Raw genomic sequence first — 21,920 nt, forward strand, 5'->3', positions numbered from 1 at the left:
TAATATTGATCAAAAAGAGTATAGATATGCCTACGTACAAAAATTCTAAACATATTAGCACTAAAAAGCTTGCTTATATAGGGTTAGACCTCGCATATAAAACAGATGATTTAAATATTTATAAGCTAAAAGCATCAAAGGTCAATGAACAATTAACAGATAGCGGCTGGGAAATACTGACTGCTTCATGTGATAATATCAGCACTGCTAAATATGATTATAAAGCCGTCGCATTTATAAATAAAGAAACTAAAGAAGTTCATATTGCTAGTGCCGGCACAAAATTCAATATATATGATTTATTAGACGACTTGCTTATCGCTCTGCACTATTTACCTACTAAACTAACTCCACTTCAGGATTTTGTTAATGAAATAATTAACAAATTAGGCGGCTTAAGTAAAGCCACAGAATATAGTTTTAATACTAGCGGTCATTCACTTGGAGCAATAATTGCAGATTTAACCTTAGTAGAAATACATTCTCGCAACCTACATTTTAATAAATCTACAACTTTTGACAGCCCTGGCTCAAAACCGATAATTGAAAGAGGCATAGAAAAAAATTTATTTACTGGAAAAGTAACAACTCCAATAAAAGAGCTAGCTACCCATTCTAAGATATATAATGCAAAACATAATCTTATTAATATTACTAATAAGCATTTTGGCAAAACAACAATGGTACTTCCTGATAAAAAAACAGCACTACCACAATCAGAAGAATGGACATCATATTTATATAATTTTGCCAAACAAAAAGTTACAAAATATCTAGGAATTAATGGAATAGTCGAAGGCTTTGAAGAAATCATAGCCGGAATCAGTAAACATGGACTTGTTAATTTTTCTGATTTGAAACAGAATATTACTTTAACCGTAGATGATTGGGAAGCAGCAACACAAAAATATGCTAAAAATACTCTAAATTTAAAAAATAATTTATATAATCAAATAGTTGGAACTGAAACCGGAGCTAATTTAGTTGGGATGTATAATAATTTTCAAAGCTGTAGTCAAGAATATGCTCAGGAAGTCAAAACAACAGGAGATATAAGTAATTATCATCTATATCCTCTAATATGTTAAATAAAAAAATAACATTTATAGGCAGAAATCACCTTTTGCCTTTCATATTCATTATTTCTTATTTAGAGCAACTAAATAGATTTCCGTAGATTCACTGCGGCTGGATGAAGGTTTAAAATGTTTCACTGTTTTAAACTCATGCTTTACTTTATTTAATAATTCATTTTCTGCACCGCCACGAAAAATTTTAGCAATAAAATGACCGGAGGGTTTTAGTACTTTTAAAGCAAATTCAAAAGCTTGCTCACATAAAAGTAAGGTTCTTATATGGTCTGTAGCTTTATGACCTATGGTATTTGATGCCATATCACTCATTACTATATCAGCTCTACCATCTAAAGCCTGAATAATTAATTCTTCCGTATCTGCTTCAAAAAAGTCCTTTTGACAAAATGCAACTCCAGCAACAGGTTCGATTTCTAACACATCGATAGAGATTATTTTATTATTTAGGTTATTATCCGAAGCTTTAATAAGCTTGGAAGCTACTTGACTCCATCCCCCAGGAGCTGCTCCTAGATCAACAATTTTCATGTTAGGAGTAAAAAGTTTAAATTTTTCATGAATTTCAAGTAGTTTATATGCAGCTCTCGACCTAAAGCCGTCTATACGTGCTTTTGCAACATACGGATCGTTTAATTGGCGTCTAAGCCAATTACTAGAAGAGACGGTGCGTTTTTTAGAAGTCTTAACTCTAACGAATTTATTTCTATAACCGCTTAAATTATTTGTCATAAAATCTTTTATACTTATAAATAAATGAAGAATAAGTAGACGAAGTTTAATCTGGAAAAGAGCAAGGAATCCATAAGACGAGGAACGAAAGCCGTTAATAATACTTGAGTACCACAAGTACTTGTAGCCAATTTTTCAAATTAAACGAGTATGCTCTTTTGCTATTTTATCTAATACAGAATTAACAAAACCAATTTCATGCTCATTTAACATATCATTTGCTATGTCCGTATATTCGTTGATTACTACTTTAGCAGGCGTAGTAGGGCAAAATAATAGCTCACATATACTAACACGCAATAAAGCTTGGAGTAAGATCGGCATATGTGCAGGATCTTTATCATTTGTTAAATGATTGTCGATAATTTCGTCTAGTTTATTAATATTTTCAAATACTGACTTTACCAGCATTTTAAAATGACTTATACTTAATGATATTTTTAAATTCTCAGGTAAATCTGTTATAGAATTATTATTTTGATAAAAAGAAAGTACATTTTGCATGATATCATCCATATCGTCGTTATTTTGCAATATGTTTTGATAAATAGCTTGCACTGCTGCAATACGTGCAATCGACTTTTTATTAATTTTATTTGAACTCATAGAGAAAAGAAATTTAAAATTTAATTTTCGTCATTGCGAGTATGATATGGCGTGATATCATTCCCGCGAAAGCGGGGATGACATCGGAAACCAAGGAGCAACGTCTACTCACAATGACGAAATGATATCTATAACCTTGCAAGGTATACCTTAAAATAATTTATTAGTAAACTTATAAAATTTTTATGCTCTCTATAATAGGATTTATTATAACAATTAGTATCTTGGTATTTATCCATGAATTTGGGCATTATTGTATTGCTAGATATTTTAATGTAAAAGTTGAGGAGTTCTCGATAGGTTTCGGTAAAGCACTAATAGGCATTACCGATAAAAAAGGAGTTAGGTGGAAGATTTGCCTTATACCGCTTGGCGGTTATGTCAAGATTTACGGCTATGATCGCAGCCTTATGGATAAGACTAAAGAAGTTAACGAAAAAGTAGCTTTTGATGCTAAATCTTGTTTAGAACGTTTTTTAATAGTTGCAGCAGGTCCGTTAATTAATTATTTACTTGCCATAATAATATTTGCAGGTTTTTATTGTTACTTTGGAAAAACAGAGATTCCTCCTATAATAGGTGATGTAGTAGCTTCATCACCGGCAGAGAGAGCAGACTTAAGAGCAGGAGATAAAATTGTTAAGGTTAACGATAAATCTGTTAACGATTTCGGGGACGTGCAGAGAGAGATATTAATTAACGGTTTTAGCTCTTCTACTTTAACTATAGAAAGAAAAAGTGAGGAATTTATCATTAATATAATACCTCAAGAAATAATTATATCACCTCCCGAAGAAAAGCAAGTTAAGAAAACTCTTCGCATCGGTATTATAGCTAAAAATGAACCTATTCATACTAAAATAGGAATTTTAGGAGGATTCTGGGAAGCTATTAATACTACCATAGATATGTCTGCTTTAACTCTAAACGCAATATCGCAAATGATTTTAGGGAAACGTTCATTCGATGAGATAGGAGGACCGATAGCTATTGCTAAAGAGTCAGGCAAATCTATAGCTGGTGGAACCCAAATGTATCTGTTATTTATAGCAATGCTTTCCGTTAATTTAGGGTTACTTAACTTACTACCTATACCGGTGCTTGACGGCGGACATTTAGTATTTATATTATATGAAGCAATTACAGGTAAATTACCGAATCCTAAGACTAAAAATATTTTGTTACAATTAGGAGCAATAATCATAATTTTTCTTATTATAATTGCTGTTTCCAACGATATACAAAATTTGTTTTCCTAAATTATAGATTTGCTTGCTCTCGTTTATATTATCTACTATAGTGGAGTACATTAATTATGTTTGAATGCATTAGTTAGGAGAACTTTGTATTATTCTTAGCTAAAAGCGGGAATCCAGTTCTTTGTCATACCACAACTTGAACGCGGTATCTAATTTATTATTTTTACCGTGGTCAAGCCACAGGATGACATCGGGTTTAAACACAGAAATTTAAATTAAATCTTAAAGAAGGTTTTAGGTGACAATCAGATCAATTAGTAAGTTAACAATTTTATTATTAACGATTTTTTATTATCATATTTCATTAGCTGATTCTGTAATTCGTAAAATAACTATCGAAGGTAACCACAGGGTTGAGCGTTCTACTATTGAGAGCTATTTAAAGCTTAAGGTAGGAGAAACCTATAATAATTCTAAAGAAGATGAGGCAATAAAATGTTTATATGCCACCTCACTTTTTAGAAATATAAATATGCATATAACAAATGATGGTAATTTAATAGTTAATGTTACTGAAACGCCTTTTATAAGTAGTGTAGTATTTAGCGGTAATTCTAAAATCAAAACTAATATGCTCGCTAAAGAAATTTACACAATGTCGGGCGAATCTCTTAGCCAAGCTAAAATTGAATTAGATGTAAAGAAAATATTAGAAATTTATAAACGTAGTGGACGTTTTGCTACTACGGTAACACCTAAAATTGAAAATTTAGAAAACAACAGAGTTAAGGTTATTTTTGATATAGCAGAAGGACCAAAAACCGGTATTAAATATATTTATTTTAGCGGTAATGAAAATTATAGTGATTCAGAACTTAAATCTATTATTTTAACTAAAGAATCTCGTTGGTTTCGTTTTTTAGAAAGTAACGATACTTACGATCCTGATAGAGTGGAGTATGATAAAGAATTACTGAGAGAGTTTTATCAATCTGTAGGTTTTGCAGATTTTAGAGTAATTTCGGCATCGGCAGAACTCAATAACACTAAAGAATATTTCACCCTTACCTATTCCATTGAAGAGGGAGAAAAATATAGCTTCGGTAATATTACAATAGACAATAAATTAACTAATATAGATATAACACCACTTAATAAAATTGTTAATATTAAGCAAGGCAAGGTTTTCAATATGAAAAAGGTTGATGATATAGTTGAAAAAATCGGAGAATATTTTACAGCGAACGGTTACCCTGCGGTAAATGTTTATCCGGATATGATGAAAAATGCTAACCATACTGCAGATATTAAATTTATTATTGAAAAAGCCGACAAGGTTTATATTAATAAAATTAATATTATTAATAACCTTAAAACCGAAGACCCTGTTATAAGAAGAGAATTTAAAATAGAAGAAGGTGATATAATTAATCGTTCATATATTGAAAAAGGTGAGCGTAATCTTAGAAATTTAGATTATTTTGAGAAAGTAGCAATGAGCTTAGCTCCGACTAAAGCTAAAGATAAATATGATGTTAACGTTGAAGTTGATGAAAAATCTACTTCCTCTATAGGTTTTGATTTAGGATATAATACTGCCGGCGGTTTATTCGGACGTTTCTCTTTCTTAGAGCGTAATTTAGTCGGTACCGGAAAACTGCTTAATGCCGGTGTACAAGTAAGTAAAAACACTACAAGCTATTACGGTGGTATTACCGCACCGCACTTTTTAGATCGTGATTTATCACTTGGCGTAAACACATTTAGAAACTATACCGGACGCGGTGCTAGTGTATTAAATACAACTGATCAAAGCTATAAGTTACACTCTATAGGAGTCAAAACTTCTCTTGGTTATGAAATTAAAGAGGATTTAGGTCACGAAATAGATTATTTAATCAAACGTGATATTTTAAGTGCTCCAGCTCCATCAAGCTCAATATTCTTAAAGGAGCAAATGGGAAGATTCATTACTTCTGCTATAGGACATACTATTATTTATGATCAAACCGATAATAAAATTGTTCCAAAGAACGGTTATTTAGTAAGCGGCACACAAGAATTTGCCGGCGTTGGAGGTGATAACAAATATATAAAGCATGAAGTTGACGGTAAATATTATAAATCTTTCATACATAACAAGCTTACTTTAAAAGTATCTACTTCCGGAGGCGATATTGCAGGGCTTGAAGGAAAAATTATTAGAATTTCCGATCGCTTTAATTTAGGTGATTATAGTTTAAGAGGCTTTGCAAGCGGTGGTGTAGGACCTCGTGAAAAGGTCACTAACGAAGGACTTGGCGGTGAGCGATATTACACATTCTCAACAGAGCTTAATTTCCCAACACCTGTACCTGAGGAATTTAATTTAACCGGTGCAGTCTTTATGGATTTAGGAAGCGTTTGGGGAGTAGGCCTAAATAAGAAACAATATCAAACTCCAAACGGTTTTTATAACGATAAATCTCTTAGAGCTTCCGTTGGTTTCGGCTTTATTTGGGTAACACGTTTTGCACCGATCAGAATGGATTGGGGTTTCCCGGTTAAGAAGAAGAAATATGACGATACACAGCATTTCCATTTAAGATTTTCGACGCATTTATAAAGATGTTTCATTGTCACCCCGTAGCTTGACCACGGGGTCCAATTAAGGATGCTAGTCTTTAGCATTTTAAAATTTTTTTATTGGATTGCCACGCTCCTTGTCAGTCGTCGCTCGCAATGACGAAACATGTCTCGTAGGAATCCATATCTCAGCATAATATAATCATATTTCAGCCGATGTAGCTCAGCTGGTAGAGCGGCGCATTCGTAATGCGTAGGTCTGGGGTTCAAATCCCCACATTGGCACCATTTTCTAAATAAAACTATAGCCCTATTTTGATAGACGTGGTAGAACCTGAGGTACTAATAATGTGTAGAAAAACGCATTCGTGTCATACCGTGGCTTGACCACGATATCCAAAAAAATAACTTACAATACTAATCATTTATTATCACCATCAATCCAAGTGGTCAAAAAGTCCAGCATCTAAAGAACCTAAAGCGGTTTTAAAAAATGCTTATAAAATAAGTAATGATACTGAAAGACTTATTGCTGTTGATATAAAAAATGACCAGTTTATAATATTTGATAGGTGGTAATGTAGCTCATGTAAGGACATATAAAGAAATAGAGAGAGATGCTGTTTTGAAAAATAACCTAATCACAACAAAAACATGCAAATAAGGTAATAAAAGCTTTAATGAAACCTCGCAACGGTATAAATTACTGAAATAACAAAATGAAATAAACAATGACAGATAAATTATGGTATGAAAAAATAAATGAAGAAGATGCATATATCAGAAAAACACTTCAAGAATATATAGATTTATATTTCTTTGATTCTGTAGAATTTAAAGCAGTAGAAGATATAACCTTAGAAAATTTAGGTGAATTTTTAGCAGTAATGTTAAAACATTATCAACAATATCATTTTCATTTAGGCGAATTATATGGTACTGGAGAAATATTAGAAGAATATTCCGATTATGTTTTTATGGATGATGAAAAATATATAAATTATCCTAAATATTCTAAAGAGGATAGACGTAATTTAGGTTGGTTATTGATAGTAAATTATATATAAATGTGTAATCCAAGACTACTTCCAGAAGATGTCCCGCATTTAATAGAATTTTTACACGCTAAAGATGGAGAAGTGACAAAGGCTCAAGAAAAGCTAAATACCTACCTTGCCCAATTTGATTTAATGAAAAGACAAGATGAAGATTACAGATGCTGGGAAGCAATCACAAAAGAACGTCAGCAAGCTATAGCAGAAAATAAACCTTTACCAATAAGACCTATGAGTATTGAACTATCAAAATGCTTGAAAGATTGAAGTTGGAAACTTTTTTAAGACCATCATAGAGCTAGCGAAAGCATCGGGAGTACAGCTGGCGAAGATGATAGCGATAGAGCAAGTAACGGAACTTGCAGTAAATGCTGTAAATAACAACGCACTATCTGGTTTAGAGCAGAAGATAGAGAATAAAATAGCGGGGAGCGTTACTCCGGCTTTAAATTCTAATAACGGGATATTGCTAAGTGCTTACAGTCGTTTAGAGCAGAACGGTCACAAGAGAACATGACGCCATGCGTGATTCCCTGAGCCATAATATAGGCAAGATTGCAGCAACTGCGGTAATGCACTTTATTAACCGCAAGGTCACCTGAGTATTTTAAACTGGATCTCGCTACAAATGAGCTAGGATGACAGGGTGGAATTAATCCATGCAACAACACCAATGCTACACGGAAATGACAATAAGGTCTATTATAAGAGTGGTGTAAAACAAAACTACCTTTTTTAGGTAATTCCATTATATTTTGTAAAGAATTATAAGTTTTTGCTAAACAATAATATATACTTAGCTTTATATAAAAAGTGAAAGCCAATTGTCACCTTTTATATTCAACTTCTTAAGCCGAATAGCAGATTATGTAATAATTCGCTATTCGTGTTAATTAACTACTATCTTTTTTCTTGGAGGAATATAGATTGTTTCATCTTCAGCATGCGAAATCTTTTCTAAAAGTCCGATAAAACGGTCGTTATTAGGTACTAGCTTTACTATCGCCCACCCCTCTTCTATTGATTTCTTTATGCGTTCTATATCAGATTTATGCTCTGAAAAAGATATAACTTTTTGTGCTGGGTTTTGCATATTGATAAATCAATTATAGTTAATTAATATTATAGTAAATATTTTTAATAAATCAATCACATATTTATTATTTGCTAAATATAAATAAAATGATTACCATCTATTATGTCTTGTCTACTTATATCATAATAAATAGTTTAATTAAAAATTAAAAGTTGTACAATAATTTTTTATTTTAAACATATATGTCACTTATTAACTTTATTTAATTTAAACTGTATAATTAAATTATGTCAAATGATAATTTACAACCGCCTGCTCTTTCTAAAAAGCAATTATTTGCTTTTTTTGGTATGGTTGTCGGCATGTTTATGTCGGTACTTGATATTCAAATTGTCGCTAGCTCATTATCCGTAATAGCTGCCGGTCTTGCCGCTTCAAGCGACGAACTTTCTTGGGTTCAAACATCGTACTTAATAGCTGAAATTATCATTATTCCTATTACCGGCTTTTTAGCAAGATTACTTGCTACTAGAATTTCTTATTTTATTGCAGCTTTAGGGTTTACGGTTATGAGCGTATTATGTTCGCTTGCAACTAATATTGAATCCATGATTATCTTTAGAGCATTACAAGGCTTTTTTGGCGGTGCTATGATACCGACGGTCTTTAGTACCGTTTTTATACTTTTTCCTGCATCGCAACGTCCTATCGTTACTATCTTAATTGGACTTGTCGTAACTGTTGCCCCTACTTTAGGACCTACACTCGGTGGATATATTACAGAGATTTTATCATGGCATTTTATGTTTTTATTAAACGTCATACCCGGTATTTTCGTATGCACGGTAGTTTTTTTATATGGGGATTTTGATAAACCAAATTATAAATTACTGAAAAATTTTGATTTTCTCGGTATATTATTAATGGCTTTAACGCTCGGCTTATTACAGTATGTGTTAGAAGAAGGAAACAAAAAAGGTTGGCTTGAGGATAATTTAATATTATTCTTAAGTATTACAGTAGTTTTAGGTTTTATTTTATTAATCATTAGAGAACTAACCTTTATTAATCCAATTTTAGACTTAAAAACATTTCTTTATAAAGACTTTACTTTTGGTTGCCTTTATTCGTTCGTTATGGGTATCGGATTATACGGGGCAGTATATATATTACCGCTATTTCTCTTTACTATTGCCGGATATGATACATTACAAATCGGAGCTACTATGATGGTGACGGGCGGAGCACAATTTTTATCTGCACCACTCGCCGGTAGAATGTTAGGGCTAGGGGTAGATTTACGCCTGATGCTTATTATAGGGCTTGGAGGGTTTGCTCTTGGATGTCATTTGAATAGTTTTCTAACGCCTGATTCTAAATTTGCTGCATTTGTGCTTCCTCAATTTGTTAGAGGGCTTTCATTAATGTTTTGTTTTATACCAACTAATAATATAGCTCTTGGCAATATGCCGAAAGAAAGAGTAGGCAACGCTAGCGGGCTTTATAATCTTACTCGTAATTTAGGAGGAGTGGTAGGGCTTGCAATAATCAGTACTATACTTACTAATGATACTAAAACCTTTATGCAATATTTATCGGAAAATATCTCGTCTACTTCTATAATGGCATTAGAACAACTAGATTCTTATACTGAATTATTAAGCGGAAAAGTTTTGAATCCCGAAAAAGCATCATATTTGTTATTAGCAAAAAAATTAAATCATGATGCTTTTGTAATTGCAATAAATAATATATTTAATATGATAGGGCTGTTATTTGTATTTATAATGCTACTAATACCTTTTACTTCAAATATCAAATTAACCGAAAATGTTAATGCTCACTAAAATTAAATTTATATTATATTTTCCTTGGTTATTATTAGAAATATGGAAATCGGCTTCCGCGGTTATTAAAATAATTTGGCAAAGAAAGATAGGAATAGAGCCGGTTTTTGAATGGATTGACGCAGAAGGGCTAGAAGAAATAGGCGAAATAATGTATGGTAATTCGATTACTCTAACTCCAGGTACAGTAACACTTGATATAAATAATAATATGTTATTAGTGCATGCACTCAATAAATCATCGATTACCAACCTACAAAGAGGTATAATGATTAAAAAAATTAAGCAGATATTAAAAACAACTTGAAGCAGAAAATGATATCAGATGTAAATGCTCTAAAGTATAAAAAAGTTTTACTTAAAGTGTCAGGGGAAGCTTTAATGGGAGATAAGCAATTTGGGCATGAATATGACATAATAAAAAAGATTGCCAGCGATATTAAAGAAGTTATCGATTTAGGAGTAGAAGTCGCTATTGTAGTCGGCGGTGGAAATATTTACCGCGGGATTAATGCAGCACTTGTCGGTATGGACCGAGCTTCAGCGGATTATATAGGTATGCTTGCAACGGTGATTAATGCTTTAACTTTACAAAACATTATGGAAAGCCTCAATATCTATACAAGAGTTCTATCGGCTATTCCTATGATGAGCGTGTGCGAGCCTTATATTCGCCGCAAAGCTAAAAGACATATAGAAAAAAAGCGTGTAGTAATTTTTGCCGGCGGTACGGGTAACCCGTTTTGTACAACCGATAGTGCCGCAGTACTTCGTGCAATCGAAATGAATTGCGATATTTTATTAAAAGCAACTCAGGTTGACGGTGTATATGATTCCGACCCTAAAAAAAATCCGGATGCTAAAAAATATTTCACTATTAGCTATAAAGATGTTATAACTAATAACCTGCGAGTCATGGATACGGCAGCTATTGCAGTTGCAAGAGAAAATAAATTACCTATAAGGGTATTTTCGATAAAAGAACAGGGAAATTTTGCTAGAGTAATACAAGATAAAGGGGAATATACGACAATTGAGGAATAATATATTGTAGTGTGAATTGTTGTATGATTTTTATGTCATTCCCGTATAGGTGTTGTTGCGTAGAGACCAAATCGTCATTGCGAGCAGCCATAGGCTGCTCGCAATCTAGAAAAAATAATAAAAAATTCTGTAAATCAGAATTTCTTACTAGATTGCTTCGTCAAAACTTATAGTTTTTCCTTGCAATGACAGAAAAACCAATCTACGCGGGAATGACATCGGGGGCATTTCCTAATACACATAACAATGTCTCAATTCGTGTACTAATAATAATATATGGATCAATAAAGATGGAGCAAGAGCATTTAAAGAAAAACTTACAAGAAAAGATGGAGAAAGCTCTAAAAGTTTTAGATCATGAGCTTAAAGGACTACGTACCGGTAGAGCTTCAGTTAATTTACTTGATAGCGTAACCGTGGAAGCTTACGGGAGTAAAATGCCGCTTTCACAAGTTGCTTCTCTATCCACCCCTGATGCACGAACAATTAACGTGCAGGTTTGGGATAAATCTATGGTATCATCGGTAGAGAAAGGAATTACGATAGCAAATCTTGGCTTAACTCCTGCAACAGACGGTCAATTAATCAGACTGCCGATACCGGCTTTAACTGAAGAAAGACGTAAAGAACTGGTAAAGCTTGCTCATAAATACGGTGAAGATACTAAAATTTCATTACGTAATATTAGAAGAGACGGCAATGAAGAACTTAAAAAGCTAGAAAAGGATAACGTTATCGCAAAAGATGAGCATCATAGCTTATCTGAACAAGTACAAAAGCTAACCGATGATTATAGTAGTAAGGTTGACTCGGTAATAAAACAAAAAGAACAAGAAATAATGACTGTTTGATTTTCTATGTCATTCCTGCTTTAGATTTGTTGCGTGGATACTAAATCGTCATTGCAAGGAGGCATTGTTGCGTGGACTGGTAAAATCCACTGTGTCACCCCATGACTTGACCATGGGGTCCATAAAAACAATAAAAAATACTAATAATTTTAGTATTTTTAACTGGATCCCGCAATCAAGTCGCGGAATGACAGCGGTGGAATTGATCCACGCAACAATACCTTGCGAGGAGCGAAGCGACGTGGCAATCCAGAAAAATCGATCCATGCAACAATGCCAAGCGAGAATGACATAAATTGAATCTATACTGACAAAATAAAATGACAAAATTAGTTAGAGATTTAATTCCAGAAATTATCTTAAAATCAGGCAGGATACCAGTTACTCATATTGCTGAATCATATGAGTATAAAGAATTATTAAAAAATAAACTACTAGAAGAAGTAGAGGAATTTTTACAAGATGAGTATATGGAGAAGTTGCCGATATATTAGAAGTACTTGAAATAATCTGTAATATTAATGGCTATAAACTAAAAGATATATTAAAAATTAAAAAACAAAAAAAGAAAGTTAATGGTGGTTTTGATAATAAGATAATTTTAGAAAAAATAACTAATTAGCTTTTTTGCCTTAATTAATAAAATAAAGGAGTCATGCAATAAAATCGGCTATAGAACCTTGTATCACAGGCTGTATCCAGGATCTAGCTTACCAAGTCGCGGGATGACAGAAATACCATTACACACAGGCAAGCCTTCACGAGAATAACATCAGACTATACCACTCAAAATAATAAAACTATGATAACAACAGAAGAAGCACAGAAAATAGCAAAATTAGCTAGATTAAAATTTGAAGAAGATACTGTAGAAAAATTTTCTACTCAGCTTAGTACTATTATGGATATGATCGATATTTTAAATGAAATAGATTGCAAAGATATAGAGCCTTTAACTTCGGTTTCTAATATGAATGCTAGAATGCGAGAGGACGCCGTTACAAGTTCTGATTTATCAAGTGAGTTATTTGATAATGTAAGTGGAAATAGTGCTCAGCTGGCTAAAGAAGTAAAATATTTTATCACTCCAAAGGTTGTTGAATAATTATGACGGAACTAAACAAACTAACAGTAGCAGATAGTATAAAAGGTCTAAAAAATAAAGATTTTACAAGTACGGAATTAATAGGTGCACATATTAAACAAATAGAGAAGCATAGAAACCTAAATGCTTATGTTACCGAAACTTTTGACTTAGCTTTAAAACAGGCTGAAGCAGCCGATCAAAATTATGCTCAAAATAACGCAAGAACCCTTGAGGGTATCCCGTTTGCCGCTAAAGATCTTTTCTGCACGAAAGGAATTAGAACTACGGCATGTTCTAATATACTGAAAAATTTTATACCTAATTATGAATCAAGTGTTACACAAAATATTTTTGATAAGGGCGGTGTGATGCTCGGCAAAACCAATATGGATGAGTTTGCTATGGGTTCAGCAAATATCACTAGTTGTTTTGGAAATGTAATTAGCCCTTGGAAAACAAATGATGATAATGCTGATTTAGTTCCAGGCGGTTCTTCAGGCGGTTCAGCTGCGGCAGTTAGCGGATTTATGGCATCCGCTGCTCTTGGTAGCGATACGGGCGGCTCGGTACGTCAACCTGCAAGCTTTACGGGTTTAGTCGGTTTTAAACCGACATATGGTCGTTGCTCAAGATACGGAATGATATCGTTTGCTAGCTCCCTTGATCAAGCAGGAATATTTACTAGAAGCGTTTTAGACAGTAGCATTATGCTTGAAGCGATGATGGGATTTGACGAAAAAGACTCTACTTCGATTAAAGCAGAAGTTCCAGAGCTACAATCCGCTATCGGAAGTTCTATGAAAAATATGAAGATAGGCGTACCTCTTAGCCTTGGTGAGGGCAGTATTATTGAACCTGATATTATGAAAATGTGGCAGGATACCATAGAACTACTTAAAAACACCGGTGCTGAAATAGTTGATATTACTTTGCCGCATGCTAAATACGGTGTTGCTGTTTATTACGTAATAGCACCGGCTGAAGCTTCTTCAAATTTATCTAGATATGACGGCGTTAGATACGGTCTGCGAGTAGAACGTGAAAATATGACGCTTGACGAAATGTATGAAATGACTAGATCAGCCGGATTTGGAGAGGAAGTAAAACGTCGTATTATGATTGGAACATATGTGCTATCATCTAGTGGTATGGATGCATATTATCTAAAAGCTCAAAAAGTACGTCGTTTAGTTGCAAACGATTTTAATAATGCTTTTGCAAAAGTTGATGCCATTTTATTACCAGCCGCCCCGACCGCAGCTTTTAAGATTGGTGAAACACAAAATGATTCGACTATTATGTATTTAAACGATTTATTTACTATTCCTGCAAGTTTAGCCGGTTTACCTTGTGCATCGGTTCCTGCTGAATTATCGGCACGCGGTTTACCTCTTGGGATACAGATTATAGGTAAACAATTAGACGAATATAATGTTTTGAAAGTAGCATCGACAATTGAGTCAGGTGTAAAACATATTAAATTTGAGCCAAAGGGTTTTTAATTATGGCATATATTGAAGGTAATACGGGAAAATGGGAATATGTAATAGGGCTTGAAATCCATGCTCAAATTTCCTCAAAATCTAAGCTTTTTTCAGGAAGTAGTACTATTTTTGCAGCAAGTCCAAATTCGCAGGTTGCCTATGTTGATGCAGCAATGCCCGGGATGTTACCGGTATTAAATAAGCATTGTGTACACCAAGCAATTAAAACAGGGCTTGGGCTTAAAGCTAAAATAAATAAATATTCGGTATTTGATCGTAAAAATTATTTTTATGCCGATCTGCCGCAAGGTTACCAAATTTCGCAATTTTACTGTCCTATAGTACAAAACGGCACTATGGAAATACTGACTAGTACCGGCGATCTTAAAACTATTCGTATTAACCGTTTGCATTTAGAGCAAGATGCGGGTAAATCTATGCATGATCAATCACCACATTACAGCTTTATCGATTTGAATCGTGCCGGTATTGGGCTTATGGAAATTGTGACCGAACCTGATATATCATCACCGGAAGAAGCAGCTGAATTTGTAAAAAAGCTAAGAAATTTGTTACGTTATATTGGCAGCTGTGACGGTGATATGGAAAAAGGCTCGATGCGTTGCGATGCTAATATTTCAGTAAGACGTAGCGGCGAACCACTCGGTACAAGATGCGAAATTAAAAATATTAATTCAATTCGTAACATCATTAAAGCAATAGAATTTGAAGCTAAAAGACAAGTAGACTTGCTTGAAAGCGGTGAAGAAATAATTCAAGAAACACGCCTATTTAATGCCGATAGCGGCGAAACGAGAACTATGCGTTTAAAAGAAGAAGCACTTGATTATAGATATTTTCCTGATCCCGATTTATTACCGCTTGTTATTTCTGATGAGTTAATAAATGAGCTAAAAGCAAATTTACCTGAGCTACCTGATCAAAAGATTGAAAAATATATGAAGGAATTTAGCTTAAGTAAATATGATGCCGAAGTAATAGTAGCCGATGAATCGGTTGCTGGGTATTTTGAGAAAGCAGCAAATGAATGTAACCCTAAAATGCTTACTAATTGGCTAACTAGTGAATTGTTCGGCCAATTAAATAAAGCATCGATAGGAATAAATGAATGCAAAATTACCCCTAGTAACTTTGCAAAACTGGTAAAATTAATAGAAAATGATACTATTTCCGGTAAAATTGCAAAAACCGTTTTTGAAATTATGTTTGAAACTGGTAAAGCACCTGATAAAATAGTAGAAGAAAAAGGACTTGTACAAGTTTCGGATAATAACGTGCTAAACACGGTAATTGACGAGGTAATAGCTGAAAATCCTGAATCAGTAGAGTGTTATAGAAGTGGTAAGGATAAATTATTCGGTTTCTTTGTAGGGCAGGTAATGAAAAAAACCAGCGGTAAGGCTAATCCGACGCTTGTGAATCAGCTTTTAAAGGAGAAATTGAGTTCTTGATGCTATTCCTTTGAAGGTATTGCCCGCCCGTATGGATAGATTTTCCTGTCATTGCGAGCAGCCATAGACTTTGGCATGGCTCGGTTTCATCGTCATTGCGAGCAGCCGTAGGCTACGTGGCAATCTCGCCAAATATCCTGAGATTGCTTTGTCAATTACTACGTAATTTTCCTCGCAATGAGGATTTGATATCCGTGCAACAAGGGCAATGCCTCATAGGATGACACAGAACATACTCAAACTTAAAACATTGTTTTTATGAAATTTCTGAAAATATTTTTACTATCTTGCTTACTAGTCTCTTGTGAAAAAAAAGAAACGGAAAAAACTTTAATAGTCGGTACTGCCGCAGATAATCCTCCTTATGAATTTATCCAAGACGGAGAGATTGTTGGGATTGATATCGATATTATCAAAGCAATAAGCGAACGTCTAAATAAAAAAGTTATTATAAAAAACTTCGACTTTAACGGTTTACTTGCAGCTTTGGTTAGTGAAAATATTGATGTTGCGGTGGCGGAGCTTTCCGTAACACCGGAGCGTGCCGAATATATCAGCTTTTCCGATAATTATGCTACTGCAAGATTTGCCATAATATATAGAACAGGCGATAATATACAAAATAGCAAAAATCTAGAAAATAAAATAGTAGGGGTACAGCTCGGTAGTGTTTTAGAAAAAAAAGCACACGATCTATCACAGACGATAAATATTAAAGTTCATTCTTTAGCAAATCATTTAATGTTGGTTGAAGAATTAAAAGCCAAAGTCATAGATGCTATTATTTCTGAGGAATTTCAAGGCAAAAAATTAAAAGAAAATAATTCAAATTTAGAAAGCAGTACTTTAGAAGAATTGTCATCCGATTTTGCTATAGGCATGTCTAAAAACTCAGGACTAATTAATAAAATTAATGAGGCAATCGATTCATTAAAAAAAGACGGAACCATTAACAAAATTATGAAAAAATGGCTGGGACAGTAACAGAAAGTCAATTTAAAAATGCTATGAGCCGATTCCCTCAGGGAGTGACTATTATAACAACAAATTGCAATAACGAACTTTTTGGCTTTACTGCTAGTTCTCTTACTTCCGTATCTTTAAAACCGCCGTTAATATTATTTTGCCTTAATAAAAACTCTTTTAGTATAAACAGTTTTCAAAAAAGTGATAAGTTTGCAATTAGTATTTTAGCAGAGAATCAAATTGATATCTCAAAACATTTTGCTAAATCACAATCTAATAAATTTACAAAAATTGATTATGAGCTTGGCAATAAAACTGATTGCCCTTTAATAAACGGTGCAACTTATCATATAGAGTGTAATAAATATGCTTCTTACGATGCCGGCGATCATGTTATATTTATCGGTGAAGTAATAAATACTGCCATTAAAAATGATTTAAAGCCTCTATTATATTTTCATAAATCGTATACAAAGATTTAATTTTGGTTATTTTTTGCTGCAAATTATAAGATTTTTTGAAATATAAGTAACTATTCCAGCAAAAACCTTATTAATTTTCGCTAAAAAACACCTCAAAATAGCCAATCAATTAGAAATATTCACAGAACCTAGTTTAATTTGAAAAATTGGCATTGTCTAATAAGATCTGCGGTTCGAACTATATTAAGTATACATTGCGATCCAAGAACTTTAGACGCCTTGCTCTTGTCCAAATTAAACTTCGTCTACTTACTGTTCATTTATTAGGAGTATACATTGCCAATATGTTAAATATCGGTCTTAGTGGTTCTACCGGTAAAATGGGAGAAACCATTCTAGAGAGAATAGATAAATTTAAAGATTGCAAAATTGCAGCAAAATTTAATAGTACTAATAATTTAGATGATTTAGATAATTTTTGTAAAAATTCTGATGTGATCATCGATTTTTCTACCCCTGAAATATTAGAAAAATTAATTAATTATGCATTAAAACATAATACAAAATTAGTAATCGGAACCACAGGTCTCCAACCTCAACATTTTAAGCTTTTAGAAAAAGCAGCTCAAACTTTACCTGTTTTATATTCTGCAAATATGAGTATAGGAGCTAATTTGCTTAGCTATCTAGCTAAAGAAGTAACAAAAATACTAGATGATTACGATGTTGAAATTCTAGAAACACATCACCGTAATAAAAAAGATTCACCCTCAGGAACTGCTGTTATGCTTGCTGAAACAATTGCAAGCAAAAAAGGATTAAATATAACATTTAATCGTGGTAATAGACTAAGAAGCAAAAAAGAAATAGGTATTTCCTCGCTTCGTGGTGGGAATGTTCACGGTATACATGAAATATCTTTCCTAGGTGACGATGAAATAATCACCTTAAAACACGAAGCTCTGAATAAAAATTCTTTTTCTATTGGTGCAATTAAAGCCGCTATTTGGCTACAAGATAAACCTTCTGCTTTATATTCAATGCAAGATATTTATAAAATATAATTAATATAGCTTGAAAAAATACCTTTAAGAGGCTATATTTTATTATGTAAATAACATAATCCTAAGGTTACTTATGATCGATTATACAAAAACTTTAACTGCCACCTCAAAAAATAAAACTTTTGATGAAGGCTTAAGAAAATACATGCTTAAAGTATATAATTATATGGCTTTAGCACTTTTACTAACCGGTGTAGCAGCTGTAACGACTATATCAGTTGAGCCTATTTATAATTTAATGTTTCAAACAGGTTTCGGTACTATTATAATGTTTGCTCCGCTCGGTATTGCTTTATATTTCTTTATGGGCTTCGGACGAATGAACCTACAAACGGCACAAATATTATTTTGGGTTTATGCCGGTTTAACCGGTATATCGCTTGCATATTTAGCTCTTATTTATACCGGTGCATCAATAGCTCGTACTTTCTTTATTTGCTCTTCCGTTTTTGGAGCAATGAGTTTATACGGTTATAGTACAAGTAGAGATTTAACATCTATGGGTTCATTTTTTGCAATGGGTCTTATAGGTCTTATCATTGCGTCATTAGTCAACTTGTTTCTAAAAAGCTCGGCTCTTTCTTTTGCTACTTCTCTTATTGGAATAGTAATATTTATGGGATTAATTGCTTGGGATACTCAAAAGATTAAGTCTATGTATTACATGGCAGGAAACGATGAAGTAGGACAAAAGCTTTCTATTATGGCAGCCTTTACTTTATATTTAGATTTTATAAATCTTTTCCTATATTTAATAAGATTTTTAGGCAATAGAAGAGATTAATTGGTATCATTCTTGCAAAGTTCATGATTTTATTTCATTGCTTCGGTTTTTTCATTGTTATATCACGATATAGTACTGAATAAGACCTCGATGTCATATCCCCGCAAAAGCGGGGGCCTTGTTGCACGGCTTGGAAAGCTTATTCAATGTCATTCCCACGTGGCATTGTTGCGTGGATACCGGATTATCATTGCAAGCGGTCGCAGCGAACTCGACAATCCAGAAAAAATAATAAAAAAATTCTGTAAATCAGAATGTTTACTGGATTGCTTCGTCAATTGCTGCGTGGTTTCCTCACAATGATGAGGATTTTGCCCACGCAACAACACTTTTTCACTATTAGTTAATATTAATCAGGTTATTTTTATGTCTAAAGAGAAAACTCAGCAGGAATTATTATTACAAGAGCAACTTTTTACAGCCCTGAAAACTAACGATACAGAATTGAATGCCAAAATATCTAGAGCCTGCGAAGGCATTGCCGAATCTGTTATTGACCTTTCTAATGACCAATCTCCTACTGCTGAAAGCCTATATATTAGCTATATGGCCCTAGCCGATTTAAACACTAAGGATTTAGCTAAAGTTACAACAATAATAAAAAACTCGTTTCCAGGAGATAAAAACAAGGAATTAAGGGAAATAATCGATGCACCTCTTTTACAGCATTTAGTTATGGCAGAGGCAATTGAACGACAGGTTGGATTAGATGATAGCCGATATAACGCAGATTACAGAAAACTTGAAGAAATAAGAAATCCTAATGACCCTAAAAAAGCAATTGATGCTATGCTACGTGATAAGAGGGTGGCACAGCAAGCTGAGTTTGAGGGGAAAGGAAAAAAGGCAGCAGGAGTCTCGGCCGGTTATGTTGCTAAAGATAACGCCGATAATACTTTTATTTTAAAACATTTTTATAAAACTCATGCTGCATGCCAAAAAATACAAGATAATCAGGCACAAAAACAGGCTATTGCTGACCGAAGAGACGGAGTACAAGAATTAATAGGCTCTACCATGTATCAACTTTTATTACATGATCGCGCACCAAAAGAAGGGCTGGTAACAGCGGATGAAAAATACCCTGATTCACTTTATGTACGTTCTAAATTTTTTGATAATGCTGTAACACTAACAGAATTTTCCGGTTTATCAGGTCAAACTAGAGTCAGAGCTAATGATCAAAATTTAAAAAAGTTGGAAGGATTTGAAAAAGCCATAGCTGCTTGTCATATGCTGGGGGAAGTAGATTATCATGCTGGTAATTTAATGGTACAGGATGGTAAAACAATAACCAAAATTGATCATGGTCGTTCTTTTTTAGCATTTCATAAGAATTTTGACAGTATGATTCAATCAACAGCTAAAATGTTTGCACATCCTGGTGTTGGCTACAGTGCTGCTATTAAAGCAGGTAATTTCTCATTTAGTATCGATAAATATAGCGAATCGTTAAATCAAATGATAAGTCAATTTGATGAGAAACAGATGGAAGCAATAGTTGATCAAAAAATTGATGAATTAAAAAAAGCTGGGTTTGATCCAAAAAATATTGCGTTATCCACTAATATTAAAAATTTTGATGATTTGAGAAAACACTATAAAGGCAGTATAAAAGAAAATCTTGTTAATATGCAAGAAGTGGCCAAAGGAGCTGAGATAGTAACAAAATTCAGTAATGTTTTACCTGAATTTAATAATGGTGGTTGGTTAGAGGCTTTCGCTAATTCATCTGTAAAAGACCCGGTACTCTATGCAATAGATAATAACATTACAATTGAAGGTAAAGATGCTAAAGCGTGGGCGTATGAAAATAATTACCAAATTAAAATTTCTATAGGCTTGAAAAAAGAAATAATCAAGGAACAACAATGGAGCAAAGATTTGGACGGAAAATGGCAAGAAAACGAAGTTGAGGTTAAGACAGATAAAGTAGAAGTACAAAGTACTGATCCTGTAAAATCAATGCGTATACAAGACAAATCTACAGGCGAAAAATTGGCATCACTAATTGTTGATTTTACAAAGCAGGCAACAACTAAAAACGTAACCGATAAAGCAGTAGCAAAATTCTACGACAATATAATGAAAGCGCTAAAAAAAGAAAAATATCTTACCGAGCAAGATATTGAGGGTATAAAGAAAAATTTAAAATATCAGGATAATATCGAAAACACGACCAATTTATTAAATGCTAAATCTTTCAAGTTAAATTCTAAAGATACTATATATTACAAGGTAGGAAATTTTTGTGAAAAGATAGGTTTACCTAGTATCTCAAATTATTTTATGAAACAAATTTCTCCTGAGAATTTAAATAAAATTCATAATACAGAAAAACTTATAGCAGAAAGTATAAAAATTGGTAATGTACTACAACAGAAGAAGCAAGAAGGACTCCAAACAAAAAGAGTAGAAACGGTAAAAGGAATCGCATTCTCTAAATTACAAGCTAGGAAGGAAAGACATCAACAAAGGTAAGCATTATTGAGTGTATGCCTTAAACGTCATTGCGAGCAGTCACAGAGTCGTTGCATAGTCCTAATGTCATTTCTCTAGCTAAAAGCGGAAATACAGTACCTTTTCGCTGTCATACCGTGGCTTGACCACGGTAT

The 21,920-nt window shown here is 33.4% G+C and carries 20 protein-coding genes, 1 tRNA gene and 1 pseudogene; 19 read left to right on the forward strand and 3 right to left on the reverse strand.

Features of this window, described 5'->3' with window-relative positions; translation table 11 throughout:
- Positions 1–26: 26 nt before the first annotated feature.
- Positions 27–1,088, forward strand: a complete 1,062-nt coding sequence (gene rlip / locus O6R16_RS01155; RefSeq protein ID WP_499679653.1) for a secreted effector lipase Rlip — start codon at positions 27–29, stop codon at positions 1,086–1,088.
- Positions 1,089–1,139: 51 nt separating this feature from the next.
- Here rlip and O6R16_RS01160 read toward each other — a convergent pair whose 3' ends face one another.
- Both O6R16_RS01160 and nusB read right to left on the reverse strand, forming a co-directional pair.
- Positions 1,140–1,823 (reverse strand): RlmE family RNA methyltransferase, encoded by a 684-nt coding sequence (locus tag O6R16_RS01160; RefSeq protein ID WP_499679654.1) that lies wholly within the window; start codon positions 1,821–1,823, stop codon positions 1,140–1,142.
- Positions 1,824–1,958: 135 nt separating this feature from the next.
- On the reverse strand, positions 1,959–2,429 hold the full coding sequence (gene nusB, locus O6R16_RS01165; protein WP_499679655.1) for a transcription antitermination factor NusB: 471 nt from the start codon (positions 2,427–2,429) through the stop codon (positions 1,959–1,961).
- Positions 2,430–2,614: 185 nt separating this feature from the next.
- Between nusB and rseP the strand changes: the two genes are divergently transcribed.
- From rseP to O6R16_RS01190, 5 genes and pseudogenes are all read left to right on the forward strand, one after another.
- A complete protein-coding gene (rseP, locus tag O6R16_RS01170; protein WP_499679656.1) occupies positions 2,615–3,688 on the forward strand; it encodes an RIP metalloprotease RseP in 1,074 nt (357 codons plus the stop codon).
- A 238-nt stretch (positions 3,689–3,926) separates the two neighbouring features.
- Positions 3,927–6,233: an outer membrane protein assembly factor BamA gene (gene bamA, locus O6R16_RS01175; protein ID WP_499679657.1), complete on the forward strand. Its 2,307-nt coding sequence runs from the start codon at positions 3,927–3,929 to the stop codon at positions 6,231–6,233.
- A 172-nt stretch (positions 6,234–6,405) separates the two neighbouring features.
- Positions 6,406–6,481, forward strand: a tRNA-Thr gene (locus tag O6R16_RS01180).
- A 443-nt stretch (positions 6,482–6,924) separates the two neighbouring features.
- Positions 6,925–7,515, forward strand: a pseudogene (locus O6R16_RS01185) (hypothetical protein).
- 64 nt (positions 7,516–7,579) lie between these two features.
- Positions 7,580–7,765, forward strand: a complete 186-nt coding sequence (locus O6R16_RS01190; RefSeq protein WP_499679658.1) for a hypothetical protein — start codon at positions 7,580–7,582, stop codon at positions 7,763–7,765.
- A gap of 372 nt (positions 7,766–8,137) precedes the next feature.
- Here the strand turns inward: O6R16_RS01190 and O6R16_RS01195 are convergent, their stop codons facing one another.
- Complete coding sequence (locus O6R16_RS01195; RefSeq protein WP_499679659.1) at positions 8,138–8,341, reverse strand: DUF2674 domain-containing protein; 204 nt, start codon at positions 8,339–8,341, stop codon at positions 8,138–8,140.
- Between the two features lie 230 nt (positions 8,342–8,571).
- Between O6R16_RS01195 and O6R16_RS01200 the strand changes: the two genes are divergently transcribed.
- The 13 genes from O6R16_RS01200 (at position 8,572) to risK1 (ending at position 21,786) form a co-directional block, all read left to right on the forward strand.
- The gene (locus O6R16_RS01200) at positions 8,572–10,131 is read left to right on the forward strand and encodes a DHA2 family efflux MFS transporter permease subunit (RefSeq protein ID WP_499679660.1); all 1,560 of its coding nucleotides are present in this window, start codon (positions 8,572–8,574) and stop codon (positions 10,129–10,131) included.
- Positions 10,115–10,438 carry a monovalent cation/H+ antiporter subunit E gene (locus O6R16_RS01205; protein WP_499679661.1) on the forward strand — a complete coding sequence of 108 codons (324 nt, stop codon included), beginning with the start codon at positions 10,115–10,117 and terminating at the stop codon, positions 10,436–10,438. Before O6R16_RS01200 ends, O6R16_RS01205 begins: the two co-directional genes overlap by 17 nt.
- A gap of 8 nt (positions 10,439–10,446) precedes the next feature.
- On the forward strand, positions 10,447–11,175 hold the full coding sequence (pyrH, locus tag O6R16_RS01210; protein WP_499679662.1) for a UMP kinase: 729 nt from the start codon (positions 10,447–10,449) through the stop codon (positions 11,173–11,175).
- 290 nt (positions 11,176–11,465) lie between these two features.
- Entirely contained in the window at positions 11,466–12,026 is a 561-nt protein-coding gene (frr, locus tag O6R16_RS01215; protein ID WP_499679692.1) for a ribosome recycling factor, read from the forward strand.
- A gap of 320 nt (positions 12,027–12,346) precedes the next feature.
- Complete coding sequence (locus O6R16_RS01220) at positions 12,347–12,520, forward strand: nucleoside triphosphate pyrophosphohydrolase family protein (RefSeq protein ID WP_014365275.1); 174 nt, start codon at positions 12,347–12,349, stop codon at positions 12,518–12,520.
- Between the two features lie 308 nt (positions 12,521–12,828).
- Positions 12,829–13,131, forward strand: coding sequence for an Asp-tRNA(Asn)/Glu-tRNA(Gln) amidotransferase subunit GatC (gene gatC, locus O6R16_RS01225; RefSeq protein WP_499679663.1), 303 nt, complete (start codon positions 12,829–12,831; stop codon positions 13,129–13,131).
- Positions 13,132–13,133: 2 nt separating this feature from the next.
- Complete coding sequence (gene gatA / locus O6R16_RS01230) at positions 13,134–14,615, forward strand: Asp-tRNA(Asn)/Glu-tRNA(Gln) amidotransferase subunit GatA (RefSeq protein WP_499679664.1); 1,482 nt, start codon at positions 13,134–13,136, stop codon at positions 14,613–14,615.
- Positions 14,616–14,617: 2 nt separating this feature from the next.
- Positions 14,618–16,069 carry an Asp-tRNA(Asn)/Glu-tRNA(Gln) amidotransferase subunit GatB gene (gene gatB, locus O6R16_RS01235; RefSeq protein ID WP_499679665.1) on the forward strand — a complete coding sequence of 484 codons (1,452 nt, stop codon included), beginning with the start codon at positions 14,618–14,620 and terminating at the stop codon, positions 16,067–16,069.
- A 258-nt stretch (positions 16,070–16,327) separates the two neighbouring features.
- Entirely contained in the window at positions 16,328–17,053 is a 726-nt protein-coding gene (locus tag O6R16_RS01240; protein WP_499679666.1) for an ABC transporter substrate-binding protein, read from the forward strand.
- Positions 17,038–17,517: a flavin reductase family protein gene (locus O6R16_RS01245; protein WP_499679667.1), complete on the forward strand. Its 480-nt coding sequence runs from the start codon at positions 17,038–17,040 to the stop codon at positions 17,515–17,517. The genes O6R16_RS01240 and O6R16_RS01245 overlap by 16 nt, the downstream gene beginning before the upstream one ends.
- Positions 17,518–17,801: 284 nt before the next feature.
- Positions 17,802–18,521: a 4-hydroxy-tetrahydrodipicolinate reductase gene (gene dapB / locus O6R16_RS01250; protein WP_499679668.1), complete on the forward strand. Its 720-nt coding sequence runs from the start codon at positions 17,802–17,804 to the stop codon at positions 18,519–18,521.
- A 73-nt stretch (positions 18,522–18,594) separates the two neighbouring features.
- Entirely contained in the window at positions 18,595–19,305 is a 711-nt protein-coding gene (locus tag O6R16_RS01255; RefSeq protein WP_499679669.1) for a Bax inhibitor-1/YccA family protein, read from the forward strand.
- 366 nt (positions 19,306–19,671) lie between these two features.
- A complete protein-coding gene (gene risK1, locus O6R16_RS01260; protein WP_499679670.1) occupies positions 19,672–21,786 on the forward strand; it encodes a T4SS effector phosphatidylinositol 3-Kinase RisK1 in 2,115 nt (704 codons plus the stop codon).
- The last annotated feature ends 134 nt before the right edge of the window (positions 21,787–21,920 follow it).

The organism is Candidatus Rickettsia tasmaniensis (assembly GCF_036857515.1).
Classification (GTDB): domain Bacteria; phylum Pseudomonadota; class Alphaproteobacteria; order Rickettsiales; family Rickettsiaceae; genus Rickettsia; species Rickettsia rickettsii.